The sequence below is a fragment of the Pseudomonas sp. SCT genome, from assembly GCF_003864275.1.
GTDB classification, from domain to species: Bacteria; Pseudomonadota; Gammaproteobacteria; order Pseudomonadales; family Pseudomonadaceae; genus Stutzerimonas; species Stutzerimonas stutzeri_AE.
The window spans coordinates 1-23,634 of the sequence record NZ_BDJA01000003.1 but is presented as its reverse complement, the minus strand read 5'-3'; the positions used below and the strand labels follow the sequence as shown (position 1 = coordinate 23,634).

Here is a 23,634-nt window from a genome sequence, read left to right as displayed (position 1 = left end):
GCTCCCGCCGCGACTCAATAGAGGATCATCACCCAGGTTACCGCCACGATGACAAGAGACAGCAGCTGGGCGGCGCTACCCATGTCTTTTGCATTCTTGGACAAGGGGTGGAGTTCATAGGAGATTCGGTCGATGGTTGCTTCGATCGCGGAATTCACCAGCTCGATGACCAGCGTCAGCAGCGGCACGATAACCAGCAACACACGTTCTATCCGGCTTACCTCGAACGTGAACGCCAAAGGAATCAGCACGGCGTTCAGCAGCAGCAGCTGACGGAAGGCAGCTTCACCGGCGACGGCAGCGCGAATACCGGCAATGGAATAGCCAAGCGCTCTGAGGATCCGTTTCAGACCTTGATGCCCTTTGAGTGATTGCGCGTTGAGGTCTTCGATGCTGCTCATATTGGTCTTCCTGACGGAGTGGGCAGCAGTATAAACAGCTGCAAGGCTCCAATGGCAGGCGAGCCAATTCGGATCAAGCCCGCAGCCCAGGCAGTCCGATAGCCGACGATAGCAAATCAGCTGCAATGTCGTCGCCGGCGCCAGTGCGAGCGATATCAAGCGCGGCCTCGCCGCACGCTGTTGCAGCAGGTTGCGGACGATGGCGTGCTTGCTCAGCCCGGGCAAACCCATAACGTAGACGTTGTAAACCCTCGTGGCGCAAGCCGACGCCAAGATGCAGGGCACCCAACGCGCGTTCCTGCCCGAGAATGTCGGCCTGATCGGGCAGCTCGTATGTCGTCTCGAAGTCGAGCAGGCTATCGTCGCAGACGTGATGGAGCTGTTCTGCACGTAGTTCATAGGGTTGCAAATCCAATCTCCCGTTTCGTTACTACATTCACGCAGCCTCTCCTTGATCCAGCGAGCGCAGCGGTTTTCGTCGATTATTTCCGCATTTCCCCATTTCCCCATTTCCCCATTGCCCCGGCCTTGAGAGCCGTCAACCGTTCGAGACGCTCATCCAGCCATGCAAGATATCCGCGACGCCGGTGCGGCATGGGCAACCGCCAGCGAGCTGACATCCAGCAGCTGCACCTCCCGTCCGCGGGTTTCGATCAGACCGGCTTGGCGAGAGCGGGTGAACAGACGGCTGACGGTCTCGGTGGTCAGCCCCAGGTAACTGCCGATCTCCGCCCGGGTCATTGGCAGACTGAAGCGGGTCGGTGACAGACCGCGTCGGGCATGACGTGCCGAAAGATCGAGGAAGAAGGCCATGAAGCGCTGCCCGGCACCTTCGCGGCTATGGCGCAGATGGTCCTGTTCGACCTGCAGTTCGTGGCTGATGAACTTGAACAGCCGGGTACGCAGCTTGGCGTTCGCCGTCAGCAGATCCTCCAGCTCCCCAACCGGAATCGCACACACCAGCGAGGGCTCCAGTGCCATGACATGACTGGCGGATTGGCCACCGGCGAACGCGTCCAGGCCGACTAGCTCGCCAGGAAAGACGAAGCCGGTTACCAGTTCGCGGCCGTCGCTGCCGGTGAGATAGGTTTTCAGAGTGCCGCTGCGCAGCGCATAGACCTGATTGGCCGGATCGCTGGCGCGCGTAAGGTGTTTATGCCGGGCCACCCGGCGATTGTGCCGGATGATGTCTTCCAGCTGGCGTAAGTCCGGGTCGAGCAGTGACGCCGGCAGGCAGACGCCACGCAGTGCACATTCACGGCATTTCAGCGAAGCGGCCTGATCGACGTCCTTGCGTGCGTCCATGAGAGGCTCCTGATCGTGCTGGCTTTTTTCTAGGTCTTTGGCATGACTGTAGCCAAGAAAACGCGAGCCGGCGCGACCGTGCCGGCGACGAAGCCCTAGCGGTACTCGGCAGCGAGAGCAGCCGCAAGCGTGGCGCTCGAGTCGAGAACCGTCAGACGTCGGCCAGCCAGATCAGGGTCGAGCCGGAATGGCGGCACCGTATCGGTGATAACCAACTGGTCGAACACCGGACTTTCCAGCAACTCCGGGCCGCCGGTGAACAGGCCGTGTGCCGCGGCCGCATGCACCTGGCGGGCGCCGGCCGTGCGGCAGGCCTCACCGGCCCGCAGCAACGTGCCGCCGGTGCTGATCAGGTCATCGACGATGATCGCGATCCGATCGCGTACGTCTCCCACCAGCATCGTCCCGGTCACGATGTCGTTGCTGCGGTACTTTTCCATGTACGCACTGCCAACCGAGCGCCCGGTATGCTGCTGCAGAGCCCGACGAAAGGATTCCGCGCGCTTCGCGCCGCCGGCGTCAGGCGACACTGCCACCAGCTCGGCATCGGCGGACAGCTGCGCGAAATGCGCGGCGAACAGCTCAGCGCTTTCGATATGTCGGGTCGGGATGCGAAACGCGTTGTCGAACGCAGCGAGGTTGTGCACTTCGAGCGTAGTCAGTCGGTCCACCCGGCAGGCTTCGAACAGTGCCGCGACATAGCGGGTGATGATCGGGTCCTGAAACTGGGTGCGACGCTCCTTGCGCGCGTAGCAAAGGTAGGGCGCGACCACCTGGACGTGGCGGGCGCCCGCATCCTTGAGCGCGCCGCAGAAGAACAGCAGGCGGCAAAGTTTGTCGTTCACGCTGCGCTCGTCATCACCGTACAGCGCATGGAAGACGGCCACCTTGCGGCCCTCCACCGGAGTCAGAGCGCGGCTTTTGTGCTCGCCGTCCTCGAACGCACGTTCTTCGATTTCAGCGAGCTCGAGCCCCATGTGCCGAGCGACGCGGGCGGCGTACTCCTGTGTGCCTTGTAGCGCGAACAACAGGGGAGGGTGGTTGCTCATGGGTGGCTCCTGGTCGGGCGTAGAGGGACGGGCGCAAGCTGCGGGTAGCCCAGCCCCAGCGCCTGGTGATCGAGCAGATAGATGTGCGCCTGCTGCAGCAGGCTGCGGGCTTGCGCGGCCTTGGCCTGAGCGGCTTCGGGCGTGCTCTGGCGCTGCGAGCTGCTGGCCAGAGTGAAGCAGCGAGTCGCTGCGCGAACCGACAGGAACAACGGCAGGGGAAGGCAATCTTCCGCCTCGCCGCTCTCGTCCAGATAGGCGCGCAGCACGATTGACGCCAGGTGGCCCAGCTGATGATGCTGCAGGTCCATCAACACGAAGGCGAGATCGTGCAGAACGTCGATACAGGCGATCTCGTTGCTGAACTCGATGCCGTCGAACAGGGTAGGCCGCCCTTCGAGCAGGCAGATATTCGCCAGGCGCATATCGCCGTGACAGCGCCGCACGCACCCATCGCGGCGCCGCCGGTCCAGCTCCGCCGAGAGCTGATCGAGCAAGGCCAACTGCTCCCGGTAGAGTGCCTGCACCGCATCGTCATCGAGCAATGCACGCTGGCGGCACAGCTCCTGATGATTGGTCTCGATGGATCGGCGTATGCTGGCGCTGCCACCAAAGTCCGGCGTGCTCTCGGCACCGGCATGGAAACGAGCGACCTCGACACCCAAGGTTTGCATCAGCGCTGGCGTCAGCCTGCCGGCCAGGGCCATGCGTTCGAACAGCGCGGACTGCGGAAACCGCCGCATCACCACGACCCAATCCAGTACATCGCCGTCCGCGTCGAAGGCCAACACGCCGTTGCGATCCCGGGTGATCGAGCGCACCTCGAGATAGAGCTCAGGTGCAGTGCGTCGATTCAGCCGCAGCTCTGCATGGCAGGCCCGCTCGCGTTTTTCCAGCGTCAGGAAATCTAGCGATGCATAGGCAATCTGGCGTTTGAGCTTGTAGACGCGCTGGCAGCACAGAAAAATTAGCGAGCCATGTGTCTCGACACGCTCGACCATACCGCCCGGGCAGCCGTAACTTTCGGCGCGAGAAAGGAATTCGATGACCTCCTGCTGAGCGCTCATCCGTCCCCTCACGGTTGTTCGCCAAGGTAACCTTTCGAGGCGAAATCGACGCGTCGAAGGAATTGCTGTCTGCCAGTCTAGCTGCGCTCTGTCCGACTGCTCGCCGCATCGCCGTCGCATCTCGCAGCATTGATCGCGATCAAGCCAATTTCTCGATTCGGTTCTAGCCTTCTGAACAGTTGCGGTCGCGCTTCATTGAGTTGTCTGCGCACGGCAGCTTCCTCTCTTGGTTCCGGGGAATGGCTATGCGTACAGCGATCATCGAAAAACAACCAAAGGATCTGACGGTACCGCCCAATTGGCCCGATGCCCGGTTCAGCGAGGGGGAGTTCTCCTGGTCGATGGCAGCCGATGCTTTGAACGGGCTGCCCGGCGGCGGGCTGAACCTGGCCCATGAGGCGGTCGACCGGCATGCCGCCGGGCCGCGCGCCGGGTATTGCGCGCTGCGCTTTCTCGAGCGCAATGGCAGCCGTCGCGAGCTCAGTTACCTACAACTCAAGCGCCAGACCAATCGCTTTGCCAACGTGCTGGCGCAGCTCGGCATCGCCAGGGGCGAGCGGCTGTTCGTGCTCTGCAATCGCGGTGTGGAGCTGTATCTCGGCGTGCTTGGCGGCCTGAAGAACGGCTGCGTAGTGTCCCCGCTGTTCGCTGCGTTCGGCCCCGAGCCACTGGAAACCCGCCTGCGCCTCGGCGACTGCAGCGTGTTGCTGACCAGCGAGACGCTCTATCGCAAGAAGGTCGCCGGGCTGCGCGACCGGCTGCCGCTGCTCAAGCACGTGCTGCTCTACGACGAGAGCGGCGGCCACACCAGCATCGACGGCACGCTGGACCTGCACGACCTGCTGGCCGCCGCGGGCGAGGAATTCAAGATCGCGCCCACCACGGCGGACAGCCCTTCGCTGCTGCATTTCACCAGCGGCACCACCGGCACGCCGAAGGGCGCACTGCACGTGCATGGCGCCGCGCTGACCCACTATGTCACCGGCCGCTATGCCCTGGACCTGCACCCGGACGACATCTACTGGTGCAGCGCCGATCCGGGCTGGGTCACCGGCACCTCCTACGGCATCCTCGCGCCGCTGCTGCTGGGCGTGACCAGTGTGGTCGATTGCGGCGAGTTCGATGCCGAGCGCTGGTACGGCATCCTCGAGAAGGAGCGCATCAGCGTCTGGTACACCGCGCCCACCGCGATCCGCATGCTGATGAAGGCCGGGCCGGAACTGGCACGCCGGCATTTCCACCCGCAGCTGCGCTTCGTCGCCAGCGTCGGCGAGCCGCTCAACCCCGAGGCGGTCTGGTGGGGCAAGGAAGTGCTCGGCTTGCCGATCCACGACAACTGGTGGCAGACCGAGACCGGCGGCATCATGATCGCCAACATCCCGGCCATGCCGATCAAGCCAGGCTCCATGGGCAAGCCGCTGCCCGGCGTGGAGGCGGCCATCGTCCGACACGGCGAAGACGGCAACCTGACCTTCCTCGGCGACGACGAGATCGGCGAACTGGCCCTGAAACAGCCATGGCCGGGCATGTTCCGCACCTATCTGGGACAGGAGGAGCGCTACCGGCGCTGCTTCGCCGGTGACTGGTACCTGAGCGGCGACCTCGCACGGCGCGATGCCGATGGCTACTACTGGTTCATCGGGCGCAGCGACGACGTGATCAAATCGGCCGGCCACCTGATCGGCCCGTTCGAGGTGGAAAGCGCGTTGATGGAGCATTCCGCCGTGGCCGAAGCCGCGGTGATCGGCAAACCCGACCCGCTGCTCGGCGAGACGGTCAAGGCGTTCGTCTCGCTCAAGCGCGGCCGCGAGGCCAGCGAGGCGCTGCATGACGAGCTGATCGGCCATGCGCGCAAGCGCCTGGGTGCCGCCGTCGCGCCGAAGGAGCTGGAATTTCTCGCCAGCCTGCCGCGCACCCGCAGCGGCAAGCTGATGCGTCGGCTGCTCAAGGCTCGCGAACTGGGGCTGCCGGAAGGCGATACTTCCACCCTGGAGAATCCCTGATGAACACGCAGGCCACCCTGAGCTACCCGCCGGAGCTGGCGCTGAATCTGCTGCGCGACATGCTGCGCGTGCGCATCATGGAAGAACGCGCCGCCGAGCTGTACGGCGAGGGCAAGATCCGCGGTTTCCTGCACCTCTACATCGGCGAAGAGGCGGTGGCGGTAGGGGCGCTGCATGCGCTGGCCGCCGATGATGCGATCGTCGCCACCTATCGCGAGCATGGCCACGCGCTGATCCAGGGCGTGTCGATGCGGGCGATCATGGCCGAGATGTACGGGCGTCAGCAGGGCTGTTCGGGCGGGCGGGGCGGCTCCATGCACCTGTTCGATGCCGGCACACGCTTCTTTGGTGGCAATGCCATCGTCGGCGGTGGGCTGCCACTGGCGGTCGGCCTGGCACTGGCCGAGCAGATGCGGCAGGGCACGCGGGTCAGCGCTTGCTTCTTCGGCGAGGGGGCGATGGCCGAGGGTGCCTTTCACGAGTCGATGAACCTGGCGGCGCTCTGGCAGCTGCCAGTGCTGTTCTGCTGCGAGAACAACCTCTATGCGATGGGCACCGCGCTGGCCCGTTCGCAATCGCAAACCGACCTGTGCGCCAAGGCTGCGGCCTACCGGGTGGCAGCGCGTGCGGTCGACGGCATGGACGTGGCCGCCGTGCACGACGCTACCTGTGCGGCGGTGGAGCATGTGCGCAGGGGCCAGGGGCCGTACTTCCTGGAACTGCAGACCTACCGCTTCCGCGCCCATTCGATGTTCGATCCGGAGCTGTATCGCGACAAGGCGGAAGTGGAGCAGTGGAAACAGCGGGATCCGATCCACAGCTACAGCGCGCGGCTCCAGGCCCAGGGCCTGCTGGACGAGCCGGGCCTGCTGGCCATCGAGGCCGCGGTGCGCGAGGAGGTGGAGGACGCCGTGGCCTACGCCGAAGCCGGCACGCTGGAGCCCGTCGAACAGCTTTGCAACGATGTCTACACGCCGCAGGTGCAGCCATGAGCAACCGGATCAGCTACCGCGAAGCCCTGCGCGAAGCGCTGCGCGAGGCCCTGCAACGCGACGAAAGGGCCTTCCTGATGGGCGAGGATGTCGGTCGCTACGGCGGCACCTATGCGGTTTCCAAGGGCTTGCTCGCGGAATTTGGCGAGGCGCGCATCCGCGACACGCCGCTGTCCGAGCTGGCGTTCGTCGGTGCCGGCATCGGTGCCGCGCTGGGCGGCATGCGGCCGATCGTCGAGGTCATGACGGTGAACTTCGCGCTGCTGGCCCTCGACCCGCTGATCAATACCGCGGCGACGCTGCGGCACATGTCCGGCGGACAGTTTTCCGTGCCGCTGGTGTTGCGCATGGCCACCGGCGCCGGGCGCCAGCTGGCGGCGCAGCATTCGCACAGCCTGGAAGGCTGGTTAGCCCATGTGCCCGGCCTGAAGGTGCTCGCGCCGGCCACCGTCGAGGATGCCCGCGGCATGCTCTGGCCGGCGCTGCAGGATCCGGACCCGGTGCTCATCTTCGAGCACGCCCAGCTCTACAACCAGGAGGACGAGCTGCCGCCCTCGATGGCGGTGGACATCCGCTCGGCTCGGGTGCGCCGGCCGGGCAGCGACCTGAGCCTGATCGTCTATGGCGGCACGCTGCACAAGGCACTGCAGGCCGCCGACCAGCTGGCCGAGGAGGGCATCGCTGCGGAAGTCATAGACTTGCGCGTGCTGCGCCCGCTGGACGAGGCGACCATCCTCGATTCGGTACGCAAGACGCGGCGTGCCCTGGTGGTCGACGAAGGCTGGCGTAGCGGCAGCCTGTCGGCGGAAATCATCACCCGCATCATCGAACAGGGCTTCTTCGAGCTCGACGCACCGCCAGCGCGGGTATGCAGCGCCGAGGTGCCGATTCCCTACGCCAGGCACCTGGAGGAGGCGGCGCTGCCGCAGGTCCGGACCATCATCGCGGCGGCCCGCCAGCTGCTGTGCTAGTCACGAGGTGCGCATGATTGTTTTCAAACTGCCGTCGCTGGGCGCGGACATGGACGAAGGCACGCTGCTGCAGTGGAAGGTCAAGCCCGGCGAGCGCATCGAGCGCGGCGAAGTGATCGCCGTGGTGGATACCGCCAAGGCCGCGGTGGATGTCGAGTGCTGGCACAGCGGTGAAGTGCTCGAGCTGCTGGTCGAGCCGGGCAGCAAGATTCCGGTCGGCACGCCGCTGGCCAGGCTGCTGGAACCCGGCGAAGCCCGCGAGGCCGCGCTGGCGCAATCTCCCGCGGCTGTTCCCGTTGCGGTAGTGGCAGAGCAACCGCCGGTGACAGCGGTCGCGCCGCCGGCCGACACCAGCCGCGCACGCATCTCTCCGGTGGCACGCAGGCGCGCTGCCGAACTGGGTATCGACCCGGCGATCCTCAGCGGCAGCGGCCCGCACGGCAGCGTCACCCTGCAGGATGTCGAAGCCGCCGCCGCGAAGGCCGCGCCAGCGGATCGCAATGCCGCCATGCGCCAGGCCATCGCCGCCGCCATGAGTCGCTCCAAGCGCGAGATTCCCCATTACTACCTGAGCGAAACGGTCGCCTTCGGCGCCGCGGCGCGCTGGTTGCAGGCCTACAACGCTGAGCGCATTCCCGAAGAGCGGCTGCTGGCCAGCGTACTGCTGCTCAAGGCCGTGGCGCTGGCGTTGCGCGAGTATCCGCAGCTGAACGGCTACTGGCGCGACGGCGCGTTCCAGCCGGGCGAAGGCATCCACTTGGGCACCGCCATCTCGTTGCGCCAGGGCGGCCTGATCGCACCGGCGCTGCACGATGTCGCCGGTCAGCCATTGCCGCAGCTGATGCAGGCGCTCGGCGATCTGGTCCAGCGTGCCCGCAGCGGATCGCTGCGCAGTTCAGAGCTGAGCGACGCCACACTGACGGTCACCCAGCTGGGCGAGCAGGGCGTGGACAGCGTGTTCGGCGTGATCTATCCGCCGCAGGTGGCGTTGGTAGGAGTCGGACGCATCGTCGAGCGGCCCTGGGTCGAGGCTGGTGCGCTCTGCGTTATGCCGAGCGTGGTGCTGAGCCTGGCCGCCGACCACCGCGTCAGCGACGGCCATTACGGCGCACGTTTTCTCGCGGAAGTTCGCCGCCTGCTGCAAAACCCCGAGCAACTCTAAGGAGACGACCATGGACGAAGCGGAAATCCGCCGCGTAACCCTCGACGCACTGCAACGCATCGCACCGGAAGTCCAGGTAGGCGACTTGCGGCATGATCGCCCATTGCGCGACGAAGTCGATCTCGACTCGATGGACTGGCTGCGCTACCTAGCCGCCTTGCATCAGCGCCTGGGAGTAAACATTCCAGAAGCGGACTACCAGCTGCTGGTCAGTCTGGATGCACTGGTCGACTATCTGAAGCAACGCCTGTTGAAACGCGAGTTCGAATGATCCGTCCGGCATGAGATGCCTGCCGTCGCGGAGGAAAATTTGAGCAGGAGTCTCAAGTCTGCAATTAGCGGCTTTTTTCTGAAGAAGTACAAGGTGCAACGGGGAGAGGGATAGTTGTGGCATTCGCTTCGCAAGGACGTGAAGCGGGTGGAATTGATGGAGAGATCGAATCGTCTCCATATTCAATTTAACATAATATAGATTATGCGAAGCGCCTAATCATTTGAATCGTGCCGGTACGCGCTTCCAGCGATCAGGAGCTGTCAGGCCGAAAAGCTTGTAAAGCCGAGTCTTCCAGCGAGCTGGTGGCATGGGTACATCGATGTACTGAGTGGCTCGATTGTCCTGGTTCATTACGAAATCTCCATTATGCGAAGCGCCCTAGATAGGCTTGCGGCACATCGGGCAGGCATCTGCAGGCCACTGAGGCGGGTTCCAAAACGAAACGCCGCAACGACCGCAGCGCGTGTGTCGAAAGATGCTGAACATAGTAATTACCCATTTGCCAATCAGTTCGTATCAGTGAGTAGCGTTCGTGGCATCCGTGAGTTATCAGGGATGACAGCGACCTCGGCTGATCGGGTTGGCTGAGGCTTGGCCGCGGCTGTTTCTGTCTCGCTCCGCTCGGCAGAAACCAGCCGGGCCTGAGCAACGGAAGCACCAGGGACAGTATCGGTTAGGCCCATCTGGCCCGACCACGGTGTGACACGCTCGCCGTCCACGTCACACGACCAGTTGATTCCATCGGAATATGGCTCACAACCGGAAAGCGGCACGTAGCGAATGCCATTGAAGCTGCTGAGAATCGCAAGAGGCTCGCGGAGCTTGTGGCGTGCTGCCGGGCTGGACGGTTCGTTATAACCGGCGCGAGATTGCCAAGCCGTATCGGGCAATTCTGTTCCTGGGCGAATGTATCCGGATATACGCCAGATCGGACTCGGCTTGAGACTAGCGATCTCGACAGGCGCCGGATTGACTCTCTCAGGAAGCGGAGCGGGAGCCAACTGGAGAGGTTCGGGCTCAGGGTTTACGAGAGCGGGCCGTGTATCGACCTGCATAGGCTCCTCAGGCTCTTTGCCCTCCTCACGATAGGCACTGATGCTGTGCCAGAGAAAAACACACGCAGCGACGAAAATCGCAGGCGACAAGGTCATCTGGAGGATGAACCCAGGCGATCGCCAAATGGAGGTACGGCGATCCATGGCTTTCTCGTCACCGACATCGAAAGATTCCGACTGGGTGGCGCTTGAGTAGTACTGATAAATGTCCGGATCGTAGGTGCCGTACGACTGCCGAATCAGGTAGCGCTTCGGGATGTTCTCACCGGTCGGGCAGCCCTTGTAAATCTTAATGCTGAACCGATTGTCGGCGCCTACGGTGTCGAGTTTCTCCATCCAAAACGTGTGTTTGATGAGCTTGCGAACCCAACTAGCGAGGTCACTAGGGTCCTGAGTGACCAAAACGACCTGCATAGCGTTGCCCTGGTTGTCTACACGGTGGCGGTGTTCCTTGAGCCAATGCAGATCACCACTGGCAGCCTTGGATACCCTCTGACCGCTGGGCCAACGGTTCCAGCACTCATCAACGACAGCGACACAGCCAGCCGGGAATCGATCCGGCAGCTCAGGATCGTCCAGCGCGTCGAGCGGGAGCTGGGTGATCTCGCCGCCGAAAACCTGAGTGAGCGTCTCATCCTCGACGGGGATATTGGTGACAACGTGACGACCTTTTTTGAGTGCCGGAATAATAACGTGGGCGACGACACTATAACTTTTGCCCGATCCGGGCTGGCCGGTGTAAAGGTTGAGTGCCATATATCACCCGATGATTGGAATGCGACGAAGTATGAAACGAAGTATCAGAGCCGCAATAATCATCGCCACGCCCTCCTTCACCGCAAAGAACGTGAGAACGAAGACAACTTCGGAGGGTATGGCCGAAAAGAAACTCTGTGCGTTCGCCATGAAACTAGGAACGGGAATAGCCTCAAGAAGACCAGCGAGCGCATCAAGTAGCGCCTCCAATATCTTCTTGGGCGCCCAAAGAACCAGTTCTAGAAACCAATCGACAAACTTGGCAAACGTGTCAAGCAACCACTGAAATAGACCGCTCATTGGGTATGCCTCTTACGCCGTAAGGAAAGTTCTAATTGCTGCCCATGCCCAAATAGCCATGAAGACGTACCGCAAAGGTGGGAGCAGCGTGTTCAGCAGGTCACAGAAGGCAGACGTATTAATTGTCCCAATGTACTCAATCGTTACCGACGACCCGGAGCAACTTCCGCCTTCAGGAACACTTAGAGAGGTAACGGATTTAAGAATTGGAGCATTGGTCAATCGCTGGTAATAACCAGAAAGCGAATCGCCGTAGTCGGATGCCTCATCAAGGGAAGGCATTTCGCCTACTTCGCCCGGTTCATCTGTTTCTGAACAGTCTTTGCCTAATGCGCAGTCATTCATGCCGTCGCCGTCAGTATCCCCTTTTCCACCAACAGAACAGGCTGGACCCGAACAAGTTGTAGATTGGCTAACTTTAGTACCGGAGCTGTTATAGACAGTAACGGTGGTGTTGGTTGTGACTTTGGCCGTGCAGGAATTATTTCCGGTGCAATTGACTTGCGTAGCAGTGTCCGTTTTCGTGGATGTTTTAGTGCCGTCCGCATTGTTTTTATCAACAACTTGCGTGTCTATTTTTATCCCGTTTGTTTCTGGCGCCTTGCCAATACATACGAACTGACCATTAACGGCACCGCAGCTAGAATTTCCGGGCTGGTAGTTATAGTTATTTGACGAGCAAACACGACGACCCTCCCCGTCCTCTACATAAGTGCATGGCTGAGAGTTATTGGCAATAGGGGCATCCGGAACATCAGGGCAAGCCTCACCAGGGGGGCATACTCCGTCAATTCCTGGTGCGGTGGATATGGGCGGAGCTACAGGAGCAGAGCCAACCGTATTGCCAGTGAACGAAACCATCACTTTGCACTTATTGGTGGTCGGCTGAATCGACCCACCAGTCGGAAAGGTTCGAGCCGGAGCCATCTTGCAATGCCCGACAGTAGCGGCAACGGCTTCACAGCCCCGAGCATTGATAGGCGGTGGGGTTAATGGATTGCCGTCGCCATCAAAATTCACATAGAGGGTGTGCGGAGAGGCCGTGCCGGAAAGACTCTTGCATTGTGCAGCAGTATCGGCGCGTGTGTAGTCAACACATTGACCCGCCGAATCAATTACATGACCGAACGGGGAAAGAGCTGTACCAGTACCGGTACAGGAAGTGCCAGCGTTAGACGCGGCAGCGCACATAGTTTCAAGTTCACCAGTACGCGACCACTCACCATAATAAGCAATCAAGGCGGTATCACTTGGGTAGTAATAACACTTGCCGCCAACAGCGCCAGCGCCAGAAACAGCACCATAGTTACCAGATCGGGTAATACCGGCAGAATCGATGAGCTTTCGGCAAGCCTCACTGGCACCGGTAGACCCGGAAACCTGAAAGGACTTATTCCCGGAAAAGGCGGTGAAGCAATAAGCAAAAGCGCTGGTTGAAAAGATGGAGAGGGCGAATATCAGCAAAGAAGTTACTAGGCGCATGTTAAGGCCTCCCGAATCATAATAGCCCCCTTAGTGTTATGGCAGAGGCAGCAAACCCGGCGACAAAAAATGTGTAGTAATAAAGCTCAAGCATCTGGCCACCTCGAAGGATAAAAAAAGGGGCCGCAGTGGCCCCTTCTGGCTGCCCCGTTCCGAATTAACGGAGCATGCCGAGGACGCGCTTAGCACCCATCACAACAACTTGCAGCGAACCCTTGAGAGTTGCTACTGCAATAACGCCAGCAATGGCGGAAGTAACGGCCAGACCAGTAACGATATCAGCTTCCATTTTGCTACCTCACTTAAGTAATGACAGGATTTGTCTTGCACACATGCCCACAAACCAAACAGGAATGATGAGCGAGAATCCGAGCAGAAACATCATTGACGCATGTTGTGGGTCAATTTGCGAAAGCTCGAATGGTTCAGGAACCGGAACTAGCGTCCAGGCACCGGAACACAGGGGGGCGCCATCAGTTGCGATAACAACTTCGCCATCTGAACAACGGAGGACGCCGGAACTCATTTAGTTGCCACCCGCGACAGCAGCAGGACGCGGTTGTACGCGCTGAACTGGAACAGGAAGGCCATCATCGGAAAGCCACAAGTCCATGCCGAAAGCGGTGCCGGTTTTGGACTTCCAGGCTTTGGCGTATACCGGGACAGCAACTTGCTGGCCGATGTATTTCTTATAGGCATTCTCGATGCCCGAATCGAGTTGGCGCTTGGAGACTTTCAGGCCAATAGATTGCTCAACGTCTTGGCCGAACTGATCTTTACCAGGAGCGGTGAGAACCAAGTAATGCTCGATGATGGTTCCATTCATCTTTTCTTTGGTGGAGATGCCCTTGCACAGGCCCAGTTGTACCAGCATGGTGATTACCTCGGTTATGAACGGGCCCAGCGCCCGAGAAAGTGAATTGCCAACAGTCCGCACATAGTGACGACCAGGACGTTTATCGTTGGAGCAATCATGCAGCTTCTACCGATGGCTCAACGTACCAACCAGGACGTTGGGCGCTGAAGTCAACTTGCAGAAAGCGCAGGATCGGAATGACGTTGTTTTTCTGGTCATCCATCTTCAGCTTCTGAAGTGCAGCCTTCGAAAGTCCGCATTCGCAAATTTTGCCAACGTGATCGTAAAAAGTTCGGCGGGACATGGAGTCCATAGTTTCCTGCCAGCCGTAATCTTTAATACTCCGATATGTGCGAAACAGGTTAAGAGCAACTGTCTCGTTAGCAGGTCCAGGCACAAACACAGACGGGATAGTCGCGCCAGTCGCTTTATCAATCTTGGCCTTGGTCCACCGACCGCCCTGTTTGGTGAACTTTGCTTTAAGTGCGGCCAGCACTTTTTCATCGTTAATTACTCGCATGGAGATACCTTCAAAGGCCGCAAACAGTTCTTTAGTTACTTGTTCCCAACACCACTGAATAAAACAACTCCCCTGCTCTTCCAGTCGCTCCTGGTAGTCGCACAAGGCCCATAAATTCGTTGGGATGTTTCTGCGTTCGAGCCAGCGGTGCATGACAGTGGCTTCGAGACGAAGGAGGTTTTCGGCCCACTCCTGGAGCGCGGGGTTCTGGAGAACCGCCAGCAGCCGGTGAGCCGCGAACGCCTGGGACGGAACGAAGTTGGCACCGCCGTAGGCACGAGCGGCCTTGATGGCTTCGTCGAGCTGGCGGCGAAACTCAGGGCCCTTGAGGTACGCCTTGAGCTTGCGCAAGCGGGTTTCCTTGGAGCCCCAATAAGCCGTGGTTTCGTAGTCGTCACCACGGTTGCGGGTCTGGCCGTTGCTAACGCCGCGAAGCGCCTGGACGAGCTGTAGCGCGGTGCGCTGATCGGGCAGGCGGGCGGAATAGGTGCAGTCGATCCCATAAACCTCAGCAGCCTGCCAGTCCAGCAAGGCCCACAGCTTCGGGTAGGAGCCGGCAAGCCACTTCAACATGACCTCCCCGCCCTTGCGGATCGAAGTAGGCCCAAAGACGTTATGCCCCTGGAGCAACTTGGCCGGGCTGGCTTTCAGCTCGACGCCGGGCTGGATGCGCTTGCCGAGCGACTGGTGAAAGACCTTGAACGCCAACGGCGTAAAGCCGGTGGAGAGAGATTCCCAAGCGTGGCTTATGTCCTCGACCTGATATCCACCCTTCCCGTCCGAAAGGACGCTGGTAGCGCGGAGCGGAACGCCCAGGGCTTCCAGATCGACCATAAGCAGTTCGTTGCCACGCTTACCGGTGCTGGTAGCGATGGCATCGGCCCTGAATGGTACGAAAAGGTGGATTTTGTCGAGCACAGCAGAAATCCCTGTCAAGCCCCAAAATGTGTACGGCTAAGGTACGATATTTGTCTGAGCGCTGGCAAGACACTTTTGTCGTATCGATGGTCTATTTATCGGATATGTATATGCGTACAGGAGATAGAGTCAGATGGCTGATTTAAGCGACCCAGGCAGAGCAACCATGAGCGTTGGCGAAAACATTAGGCAAAAGCGTGAATCAATGAAGCTGTCCCAAGACGGGCTGGCAAGCCTGATCGGATCGACAGCGAAGACGGTCGCCAGATGGGAGAGTGATGCGAACTTTCCGGGGGGTGATGCCATCATCAACATGGCACACGTTTTTGGCTGTTCTACAGATGAAATTCTGCTGGAGCGAAGCGAGCGGGAAATCTCACCGGAAATGAGAGCGCTGTTCAGACGATTCGGCGATCTACCGGACGAGCTGAAGCCCATGGCAAGAGGAATGATTGGAGCGATCCTTGCCAGCCTGGAAGAAGAGGCAGCAAGAAAAACGGCAGCCTAAAGACATGAGAAAGTGCAGCCATTGCACAAGAGTCCACCATTAGAGATGGTGGACCCGGCTGCGCCGGTGAAGCCAAAAAAGCAAAAGCCCGGACGTTTCCAACGTCCCGCTCGCCCGGGGGGACCCGGGGGCCGCGAGGCCCAAAACAGACTCGTTCCTCGCTAGTTTTACGACACCCCAGCAACTGGCTACGCGGTTGCAGTGCAGACAGACAGGAAGTGCCCAGGAACACGGCAAAGCACGGCTGAACCATCGCAACTATCGTGACCTAACCGTCGGCGGTGCTGATGATCCTGGGAGAGCGGCAGAGAGAAGCCCAGGAGCGGTTCCATTTGGGCAGATCGGGGCGCGGGTTGAGGTAGTGGCGGGACAACGGGACGAAGATCGCGAGAAGCCTCCAGAGGGCCATACAGGCCGCTGGGGGCTTTTTTGTGGGTCGATGGTTGCGGCCCCTTCGGGGGTATCGTCGCAGGCGCTATGCAGCACGACAGGAGGCAGTGCAGGCGACTAATCGCCGCGAGCGGCGAGGTCGAGGCCAGGGGGACCGATCAGAGCTGGTGAATGCGGTCAGCGATCTGGCGAAGCTCTTCCAGGATGGAATCGAGCTCGGCGCCTTCCTGGTCGAGTTGGTCAACGCGCTTTCGAAGCTGGCGGATCTCGCGGACAAGTCGGGGATAGTCCTCGAGCAACCAACTGACGGCATCAGCTCCTTTTCGTCCAGGAGCGTACAGCTCAGCGGTCTTCAGCAGATGTGATTCGAGGTCAATAGCGCATCGCATAATCGGCCCTATGTTACGCGCCGCCTGGAGCCGGAGGCAGTTTCCAGACGACGCTCAACATAAGGCCGATTATGCGAAGCGCCTAATCATTTGAATCGTGCCGGTACGCGCTTCCAGCGATCAGGAGCTGTCAGGCCGAAAAGCTTGTAAAGCCGAGTCTTCCAGCGAGCTGGTGGCATGGGTACATCGATGTACTGAGTGGCTCGATTGTCCTGGTTCATTACGAAATCTCCATTATGCGAAGCGCCCTAGATAGGCTTGCGGCACATCGGGCAGGCATCTGCAGGCCACTGAGGCGGGTTCCAAAACGAAACGCCGCAACGACCGCAGCGCGTGTGTCGAAAGATGCTGAACATAGTAATTACCCATTTGCCAATCAGTTCGTATCAGTGAGTAGCGTTCGTGGCATCCGTGAGTTATCAGGGATGACAGCGACCTCGGCTGATCGGGTTGGCTGAGGCTTGGCCGCGGCTGTTTCTGTCTCGCTCCGCTCGGCAGAAACCAGCCGGGCCTGAGCAACGGAAGCACCAGGGACAGTATCGGTTAGGCCCATCTGGCCCGACCACGGTGTGACACGCTCGCCGTCCACGTCACACGACCAGTTGATTCCATCGGAATATGGCTCACAACCGGAAAGCGGCACGTAGCGAATGCCATTGAAGCTGCTGAGAATCGCAAGAGGCTCGCGGAGCTTGTGGCGTGCTGCCGGGCTGGACGGTTCGTTATAACCGGCGCGAGATTGCCAAGCCGTATCGGGCAATTCTGTTCCTGGGCGAATGTATCCGGATATACGCCAGATCGGACTCGGCTTGAGACTAGCGATCTCGACAGGCGCCGGATTGACTCTCTCAGGAAGCGGAGCGGGAGCCAACTGGAGAGGTTCGGGCTCAGGGTTTACGAGAGCGGGCCGTGTATCGACCTGCATAGGCTCCTCAGGCTCTTTGCCCTCCTCACGATAGGCACTGATGCTGTGCCAGAGAAAAACACACGCAGCGACGAAAATCGCAGGCGACAAGGTCATCTGGAGGATGAACCCAGGCGATCGCCAAATGGAGGTACGGCGATCCATGGCTTTCTCGTCACCGACATCGAAAGATTCCGACTGGGTGGCGCTTGAGTAGTACTGATAAATGTCCGGATCGTAGGTGCCGTACGACTGCCGAATCAGGTAGCGCTTCGGGATGTTCTCACCGGTCGGGCAGCCCTTGTAAATCTTAATGCTGAACCGATTGTCGGCGCCTACGGTGTCGAGTTTCTCCATCCAAAACGTGTGTTTGATGAGCTTGCGAACCCAACTAGCGAGGTCACTAGGGTCCTGAGTGACCAAAACGACCTGCATAGCGTTGCCCTGGTTGTCTACACGGTGGCGGTGTTCCTTGAGCCAATGCAGATCACCACTGGCAGCCTTGGATACCCTCTGACCGCTGGGCCAACGGTTCCAGCACTCATCAACGACAGCGACACAGCCAGCCGGGAATCGATCCGGCAGCTCAGGATCGTCCAGCGCGTCGAGCGGGAGCTGGGTGATCTCGCCGCCGAAAACCTGAGTGAGCGTCTCATCCTCGACGGGGATATTGGTGACAACGTGACGACCTTTTTTGAGTGCCGGAATAATAACGTGGGCGACGACACTATAACTTTTGCCCGATCCGGGCTGGCCGGTGTAAAGGTTGAGTGCCATATATCACCCGATGATTGGAATGCGACGAAGTATGAAACGAAGTATCAGAGCCGCAATAATCATCGCCACGCCCTCCTTCACCGCAAAGAACGTGAGAACGAAGACAACTTCGGAGGGTATGGCCGAAAAGAAACTCTGTGCGTTCGCCATGAAACTAGGAACGGGAATAGCCTCAAGAAGACCAGCGAGCGCATCAAGTAGCGCCTCCAATATCTTCTTGGGCGCCCAAAGAACCAGTTCTAGAAACCAATCGACAAACTTGGCAAACGTGTCAAGCAACCACTGAAATAGACCGCTCATTGGGTATGCCTCTTACGCCGTAAGGAAAGTTCTAATTGCTGCCCATGCCCAAATAGCCATGAAGACGTACCGCAAAGGTGGGAGCAGCGTGTTCAGCAGGTCACAGAAGGCAGACGTATTAATTGTCCCAATGTACTCAATCGTTACCGACGACCCGGAGCAACTTCCGCCTTCAGGAACACTTAGAGAGGTAACGGATTTAAGAATTGGAGCATTGGTCAATCGCTGGTAATAACCAGAAAGCGAATCGCCGTAGTCGGATGCCTCATCAAGGGAAGGCATTTCGCCTACTTCGCCCGGTTCATCTGTTTCTGAACAGTCTTTGCCTAATGCGCAGTCATTCATGCCGTCGCCGTCAGTATCCCCTTTTCCACCAACAGAACAGGCTGGACCCGAACAAGTTGTAGATTGGCTAACTTTAGTACCGGAGCTGTTATAGACAGTAACGGTGGTGTTGGTTGTGACTTTGGCCGTGCAGGAATTATTTCCGGTGCAATTGACTTGCGTAGCAGTGTCCGTTTTCGTGGATGTTTTAGTGCCGTCCGCATTGTTTTTATCAACAACTTGCGTGTCTATTTTTATCCCGTTTGTTTCTGGCGCCTTGCCAATACATACGAACTGACCATTAACGGCACCGCAGCTAGAATTTCCGGGCTGGTAGTTATAGTTATTTGACGAGCAAACACGACGACCCTCCCCGTCCTCTACATAAGTGCATGGCTGAGAGTTATTGGCAATAGGGGCATCCGGAACATCAGGGCAAGCCTCACCAGGGGGGCATACTCCGTCAATTCCTGGTGCGGTGGATATGGGCGGAGCTACAGGAGCAGAGCCAACCGTATTGCCAGTGAACGAAACCATCACTTTGCACTTATTGGTGGTCGGCTGAATCGACCCACCAGTCGGAAAGGTTCGAGCCGGAGCCATCTTGCAATGCCCGACAGTAGCGGCAACGGCTTCACAGCCCCGAGCATTGATAGGCGGTGGGGTTAATGGATTGCCGTCGCCATCAAAATTCACATAGAGGGTGTGCGGAGAGGCCGTGCCGGAAAGACTCTTGCATTGTGCAGCAGTATCGGCGCGTGTGTAGTCAACACATTGACCCGCCGAATCAATTACATGACCGAACGGGGAAAGAGCTGTACCAGTACCGGTACAGGAAGTGCCAGCGTTAGACGCGGCAGCGCACATAGTTTCAAGTTCACCAGTACGCGACCACTCACCATAATAAGCAATCAAGGCGGTATCACTTGGGTAGTAATAACACTTGCCGCCAACAGCGCCAGCGCCAGAAACAGCACCATAGTTACCAGATCGGGTAATACCGGCAGAATCGATGAGCTTTCGGCAAGCCTCACTGGCACCGGTAGACCCGGAAACCTGAAAGGACTTATTCCCGGAAAAGGCGGTGAAGCAATAAGCAAAAGCGCTGGTTGAAAAGATGGAGAGGGCGAATATCAGCAAAGAAGTTACTAGGCGCATGTTAAGGCCTCCCGAATCATAATAGCCCCCTTAGTGTTATGGCAGAGGCAGCAAACCCGGCGACAAAAAATGTGTAGTAATAAAGCTCAAGCATCTGGCCACCTCGAAGGATAAAAAAAGGGGCCGCAGTGGCCCCTTCTGGCTGCCCCGTTCCGAATTAACGGAGCATGCCGAGGACGCGCTTAGCACCCATCACAACAACTTGCAGCGAACCCTTGAGAGTTGCTACTGCAATAACGCCAGCAATGGCGGAAGTAACGGCCAGACCAGTAACGATATCAGCTTCCATTTTGCTACCTCACTTAAGTAATGACAGGATTTGTCTTGCACACATGCCCACAAACCAAACAGGAATGATGAGCGAGAATCCGAGCAGAAACATCATTGACGCATGTTGTGGGTCAATTTGCGAAAGCTCGAATGGTTCAGGAACCGGAACTAGCGTCCAGGCACCGGAACACAGGGGGGCGCCATCAGTTGCGATAACAACTTCGCCATCTGAACAACGGAGGACGCCGGAACTCATTTAGTTGCCACCCGCGACAGCAGCAGGACGCGGTTGTACGCGCTGAACTGGAACAGGAAGGCCATCATCGGAAAGCCACAAGTCCATGCCGAAAGCGGTGCCGGTTTTGGACTTCCAGGCTTTGGCGTATACCGGGACAGCAACTTGCTGGCCGATGTATTTCTTATAGGCATTCTCGATGCCCGAATCGAGTTGGCGCTTGGAGACTTTCAGGCCAATAGATTGCTCAACGTCTTGGCCGAACTGATCTTTACCAGGAGCGGTGAGAACCAAGTAATGCTCGATGATGGTTCCATTCATCTTTTCTTTGGTGGAGATGCCCTTGCACAGGCCCAGTTGTACCAGCATGGTGATTACCTCGGTTATGAACGGGCCCAGCGCCCGAGAAAGTGAATTGCCAACAGTCCGCACATAGTGACGACCAGGACGTTTATCGTTGGAGCAATCATGCAGCTTCTACCGATGGCTCAACGTACCAACCAGGACGTTGGGCGCTGAAGTCAACTTGCAGAAAGCGCAGGATCGGAATGACGTTGTTTTTCTGGTCATCCATCTTCAGCTTCTGAAGTGCAGCCTTCGAAAGTCCGCATTCGCAAATTTTGCCAACGTGATCGTAAAAAGTTCGGCGGGACATGGAGTCCATAGTTTCCTGCCAGCCGTAATCTTTAATACTCCGATATGTGCGAAACAGGTTAAGAGCAACTGTCTCGTTAGCAGGTCCAGGCACAAACACAGACGGGATAGTCGCGCCAGTCGCTTTATCAATCTTGGCCTTGGTCCACCGACCGCCCTGTTTGGTGAACTTTGCTTTAAGTGCGGCCAGCACTTTTTCATCGTTAATTACTCGCATGGAGATACCTTCAAAGGCCGCAAACAGTTCTTTAGTTACTTGTTCCCAACACCACTGAATAAAACAACTCCCCTGCTCTTCCAGTCGCTCCTGGTAGTCGCACAAGGCCCATAAATTCGTTGGGATGTTTCTGCGTTCGAGCCAGCGGTGCATGACAGTGGCTTCGAGACGAAGGAGGTTTTCGGCCCACTCCTGGAGCGCGGGGTTCTGGAGAACCGCCAGCAGCCGGTGAGCCGCGAACGCCTGGGACGGAACGAAGTTGGCACCGCCGTAGGCACGAGCGGCCTTGATGGCTTCGTCGAGCTGGCGGCGAAACTCAGGGCCCTTGAGGTACGCCTTGAGCTTGCGCAAGCGGGTTTCCTTGGAGCCCCAATAAGCCGTGGTTTCGTAGTCGTCACCACGGTTGCGGGTCTGGCCGTTGCTAACGCCGCGAAGCGCCTGGACGAGCTGTAGCGCGGTGCGCTGATCGGGCAGGCGGGCGGAATAGGTGCAGTCGATCCCATAAACCTCAGCAGCCTGCCAGTCCAGCAAGGCCCACAGCTTCGGGTAGGAGCCGGCAAGCCACTTCAACATGACCTCCCCGCCCTTGCGGATCGAAGTAGGCCCAAAGACGTTATGCCCCTGGAGCAACTTGGCCGGGCTGGCTTTCAGCTCGACGCCGGGCTGGATGCGCTTGCCGAGCGACTGGTGAAAGACCTTGAACGCCAACGGCGTAAAGCCGGTGGAGAGAGATTCCCAAGCGTGGCTTATGTCCTCGACCTGATATCCACCCTTCCCGTCCGAAAGGACGCTGGTAGCGCGGAGCGGAACGCCCAGGGCTTCCAGATCGACCATAAGCAGTTCGTTGCCACGCTTACCGGTGCTGGTAGCGATGGCATCGGCCCTGAATGGTACGAAAAGGTGGATTTTGTCGAGCACAGCAGAAATCCCTGTCAAGCCCCAAAATGTGTACGGCTAAGGTACGATATTTGTCTGAGCGCTGGCAAGACACTTTTGTCGTATCGATGGTCTATTTATCGGATATGTATATGCGTACAGGAGATAGAGTCAGATGGCTGATTTAAGCGACCCAGGCAGAGCAACCATGAGCGTTGGCGAAAACATTAGGCAAAAGCGTGAATCAATGAAGCTGTCCCAAGACGGGCTGGCAAGCCTGATCGGATCGACAGCGAAGACGGTCGCCAGATGGGAGAGTGATGCGAACTTTCCGGGGGGTGATGCCATCATCAACATGGCACACGTTTTTGGCTGTTCTACAGATGAAATTCTGCTGGAGCGAAGCGAGCGGGAAATCTCACCGGAAATGAGAGCGCTGTTCAGACGATTCGGCGATCTACCGGACGAGCTGAAGCCCATGGCAAGAGGAATGATTGGAGCGATCCTTGCCAGCCTGGAAGAAGAGGCAGCAAGAAAAACGGCAGCCTAAAGACATGAGAAAGTGCAGCCATTGCACAAGAGTCCACCATTAGAGATGGTGGACCCGGCTGCGCCGGTGAAGCCAAAAAAGCAAAAGCCCGGACGTTTCCAACGTCCCGCTCGCCCGGGGGGACCCGGGGGCCGCGAGGCCCAAAACAGACTCGTTCCTCGCTAGTTTTACGACACCCCAGCAACTGGCTACGCGGTTGCAGTGCAGACAGACAGGAAGTGCCCAGGAACACGGCAAAGCACGGCTGAACCATCGCAACTATCGTGACCTAACCGTCGGCGGTGCTGATGATCCTGGGAGAGCGGCAGAGAGAAGCCCAGGAGCGGTTCCATTTGGGCAGATCGGGGCGCGGGTTGAGGTAGTGGCGGGACAACGGGACGAAGATCGCGAGAAGCCTCCAGAGGGCCATACAGGCCGCTGGGGGCTTTTTTGTGGGTCGATGGTTGCGGCCCCTTCGGGGGTATCGTCGCAGGCGCTATGCAGCACGACAGGAGGCAGTGCAGGCGACTAATCGCCGCGAGCGGCGAGGTCGAGGCCAGGGGGACCGATCAGAGCTGGTGAATGCGGTCAGCGATCTGGCGAAGCTCTTCCAGGATGGAATCGAGCTCGGCGCCTTCCTGGTCGAGTTGGTCAACGCGCTTTCGAAGCTGGCGGATCTCGCGGACAAGTCGGGGATAGTCCTCGAGCAACCAACTGACGGCATCAGCTCCTTTTCGTCCAGGAGCGTACAGCTCAGCGGTCTTCAGCAGATGTGATTCGAGGTCAATAGCGCATCGCATAATCGGCCCTATGTTACGCGCCGCCTGGAGCCGGAGGCAGTTTCCAGACGACGCTCAACATAAGGCCGATTATGCGAAACGCCCAATCAGAACGGGAGCTGCTGCCGCAGCATGTCGAGCCAGTGAAGATCGGCGACGACCATGCCGATGACGATGCCCAGGACGAGCACAACAAAATGGCTAAAGAACCCCCGG

At 58.9% G+C, this 23,634-nt stretch carries 26 protein-coding genes; 9 read left to right on the top strand and 17 right to left on the bottom strand.

The window, feature by feature from the left end; translation table 11 throughout:
- Positions 1–14 precede the first annotated feature (14 nt).
- The 5 genes from BHD08_RS08565 to BHD08_RS08545 form a co-directional block, all read right to left on the bottom strand.
- Complete coding sequence (locus tag BHD08_RS08565; protein WP_125021561.1) at positions 15–401, bottom strand: diacylglycerol kinase; 387 nt, start codon at positions 399–401, stop codon at positions 15–17.
- Positions 402–474: 73 nt separating this feature from the next.
- Positions 475–816: a hypothetical protein gene (locus BHD08_RS08560; protein WP_125021559.1), complete on the bottom strand. Its 342-nt coding sequence runs from the start codon at positions 814–816 to the stop codon at positions 475–477.
- A 140-nt stretch (positions 817–956) separates the two neighbouring features.
- Complete coding sequence (locus tag BHD08_RS08555) at positions 957–1,706, bottom strand: helix-turn-helix domain-containing protein (RefSeq protein ID WP_125021557.1); 750 nt, start codon at positions 1,704–1,706, stop codon at positions 957–959.
- Between the two features lie 95 nt (positions 1,707–1,801).
- Complete coding sequence (locus BHD08_RS08550; RefSeq protein WP_125021555.1) at positions 1,802–2,755, bottom strand: ribose-phosphate pyrophosphokinase; 954 nt, start codon at positions 2,753–2,755, stop codon at positions 1,802–1,804.
- Entirely contained in the window at positions 2,752–3,819 is a 1,068-nt protein-coding gene (locus tag BHD08_RS08545) for a phosphotransferase (protein ID WP_125021552.1), read from the bottom strand. Before BHD08_RS08545 ends, BHD08_RS08550 begins: the two co-directional genes overlap by 4 nt.
- A gap of 245 nt (positions 3,820–4,064) precedes the next feature.
- On the opposite strand from BHD08_RS08545, the gene acsA reads away from it, so the two are divergent.
- From acsA to BHD08_RS08520, 5 genes are read left to right on the top strand one after another with little or no spacing between them, the layout of a single operon-like run.
- Positions 4,065–5,822 (top strand): acetate--CoA ligase, encoded by a 1,758-nt coding sequence (gene acsA / locus BHD08_RS08540; RefSeq protein ID WP_125021550.1) that lies wholly within the window; start codon positions 4,065–4,067, stop codon positions 5,820–5,822.
- Positions 5,822–6,814 (top strand): pyruvate dehydrogenase (acetyl-transferring) E1 component subunit alpha, encoded by a 993-nt coding sequence (gene pdhA / locus BHD08_RS08535; protein ID WP_125021548.1) that lies wholly within the window; start codon positions 5,822–5,824, stop codon positions 6,812–6,814. Before acsA ends, pdhA begins: the two co-directional genes overlap by 1 nt.
- Positions 6,811–7,785, top strand: a complete 975-nt coding sequence (locus BHD08_RS08530; RefSeq protein WP_125021546.1) for an alpha-ketoacid dehydrogenase subunit beta — start codon at positions 6,811–6,813, stop codon at positions 7,783–7,785. Before pdhA ends, BHD08_RS08530 begins: the two co-directional genes overlap by 4 nt.
- A 13-nt stretch (positions 7,786–7,798) precedes the next feature.
- The gene (locus BHD08_RS08525; protein ID WP_125021544.1) at positions 7,799–8,947 is read left to right on the top strand and encodes a dihydrolipoamide acetyltransferase family protein; all 1,149 of its coding nucleotides are present in this window, start codon (positions 7,799–7,801) and stop codon (positions 8,945–8,947) included.
- Positions 8,948–8,957: 10 nt separating this feature from the next.
- Positions 8,958–9,218, top strand: coding sequence for an acyl carrier protein (locus BHD08_RS08520; protein WP_125021542.1), 261 nt, complete (start codon positions 8,958–8,960; stop codon positions 9,216–9,218).
- A gap of 509 nt (positions 9,219–9,727) precedes the next feature.
- Here BHD08_RS08520 and BHD08_RS08515 read toward each other — a convergent pair.
- From BHD08_RS08515 to BHD08_RS08490, 6 genes are all read right to left on the bottom strand, one after another.
- On the bottom strand, positions 9,728–11,032 hold the full coding sequence (locus BHD08_RS08515; protein WP_125021540.1) for a zonular occludens toxin domain-containing protein: 1,305 nt from the start codon (positions 11,030–11,032) through the stop codon (positions 9,728–9,730).
- A 3-nt stretch (positions 11,033–11,035) separates the two neighbouring features.
- Entirely contained in the window at positions 11,036–11,332 is a 297-nt protein-coding gene (locus tag BHD08_RS08510; RefSeq protein WP_125021538.1) for a DUF2523 family protein, read from the bottom strand.
- A 12-nt stretch (positions 11,333–11,344) separates the two neighbouring features.
- A complete protein-coding gene (locus BHD08_RS08505) occupies positions 11,345–12,814 on the bottom strand; it encodes a hypothetical protein (protein ID WP_125021536.1) in 1,470 nt (489 codons plus the stop codon).
- 157 nt (positions 12,815–12,971) lie between these two features.
- The gene (locus BHD08_RS23175) at positions 12,972–13,103 is read right to left on the bottom strand and encodes a hypothetical protein (protein WP_256678613.1); all 132 of its coding nucleotides are present in this window, start codon (positions 13,101–13,103) and stop codon (positions 12,972–12,974) included.
- 237 nt (positions 13,104–13,340) lie between these two features.
- Positions 13,341–13,688, bottom strand: coding sequence for a DNA-binding protein (locus tag BHD08_RS08495; protein WP_125021534.1), 348 nt, complete (start codon positions 13,686–13,688; stop codon positions 13,341–13,343).
- A 97-nt stretch (positions 13,689–13,785) separates the two neighbouring features.
- A complete protein-coding gene (locus BHD08_RS08490) occupies positions 13,786–15,108 on the bottom strand; it encodes a phage/plasmid replication protein, II/X family (RefSeq protein WP_125021532.1) in 1,323 nt (440 codons plus the stop codon).
- Between the two features lie 133 nt (positions 15,109–15,241).
- On the opposite strand from BHD08_RS08490, the gene BHD08_RS08485 reads away from it, so the two are divergent.
- The gene (locus tag BHD08_RS08485) at positions 15,242–15,616 is read left to right on the top strand and encodes a helix-turn-helix domain-containing protein (RefSeq protein ID WP_256678612.1); all 375 of its coding nucleotides are present in this window, start codon (positions 15,242–15,244) and stop codon (positions 15,614–15,616) included.
- 557 nt (positions 15,617–16,173) lie between these two features.
- A complete protein-coding gene (locus tag BHD08_RS22945) occupies positions 16,174–16,371 on the top strand; it encodes a hypothetical protein (protein ID WP_160128637.1) in 198 nt (65 codons plus the stop codon).
- A gap of 400 nt (positions 16,372–16,771) precedes the next feature.
- Here the strand turns inward: BHD08_RS22945 and BHD08_RS08475 are convergent, their stop codons facing one another.
- The 6 genes from BHD08_RS08475 to BHD08_RS08450 form a co-directional block, all read right to left on the bottom strand.
- Positions 16,772–18,076, bottom strand: a complete 1,305-nt coding sequence (locus tag BHD08_RS08475) for a zonular occludens toxin domain-containing protein (protein ID WP_125021540.1) — start codon at positions 18,074–18,076, stop codon at positions 16,772–16,774.
- A gap of 3 nt (positions 18,077–18,079) precedes the next feature.
- Positions 18,080–18,376 (bottom strand): DUF2523 family protein, encoded by a 297-nt coding sequence (locus BHD08_RS08470; RefSeq protein ID WP_125021538.1) that lies wholly within the window; start codon positions 18,374–18,376, stop codon positions 18,080–18,082.
- A gap of 12 nt (positions 18,377–18,388) precedes the next feature.
- A complete protein-coding gene (locus BHD08_RS08465; RefSeq protein ID WP_125021536.1) occupies positions 18,389–19,858 on the bottom strand; it encodes a hypothetical protein in 1,470 nt (489 codons plus the stop codon).
- Positions 19,859–20,015: 157 nt separating this feature from the next.
- Complete coding sequence (locus BHD08_RS23170) at positions 20,016–20,147, bottom strand: hypothetical protein (RefSeq protein WP_256678613.1); 132 nt, start codon at positions 20,145–20,147, stop codon at positions 20,016–20,018.
- Between the two features lie 237 nt (positions 20,148–20,384).
- Entirely contained in the window at positions 20,385–20,732 is a 348-nt protein-coding gene (locus tag BHD08_RS08455; protein WP_125021534.1) for a DNA-binding protein, read from the bottom strand.
- Positions 20,733–20,829: 97 nt separating this feature from the next.
- Positions 20,830–22,152, bottom strand: a complete 1,323-nt coding sequence (locus tag BHD08_RS08450) for a phage/plasmid replication protein, II/X family (protein ID WP_125021532.1) — start codon at positions 22,150–22,152, stop codon at positions 20,830–20,832.
- A gap of 133 nt (positions 22,153–22,285) precedes the next feature.
- On the opposite strand from BHD08_RS08450, the gene BHD08_RS08445 reads away from it, so the two are divergent.
- Both BHD08_RS08445 and BHD08_RS22940 read left to right on the top strand, forming a co-directional pair.
- Positions 22,286–22,660, top strand: coding sequence for a helix-turn-helix domain-containing protein (locus tag BHD08_RS08445; RefSeq protein ID WP_256678612.1), 375 nt, complete (start codon positions 22,286–22,288; stop codon positions 22,658–22,660).
- A 557-nt stretch (positions 22,661–23,217) separates the two neighbouring features.
- A complete protein-coding gene (locus BHD08_RS22940) occupies positions 23,218–23,415 on the top strand; it encodes a hypothetical protein (RefSeq protein ID WP_160128637.1) in 198 nt (65 codons plus the stop codon).
- Positions 23,416–23,634 lie beyond the last annotated feature (219 nt).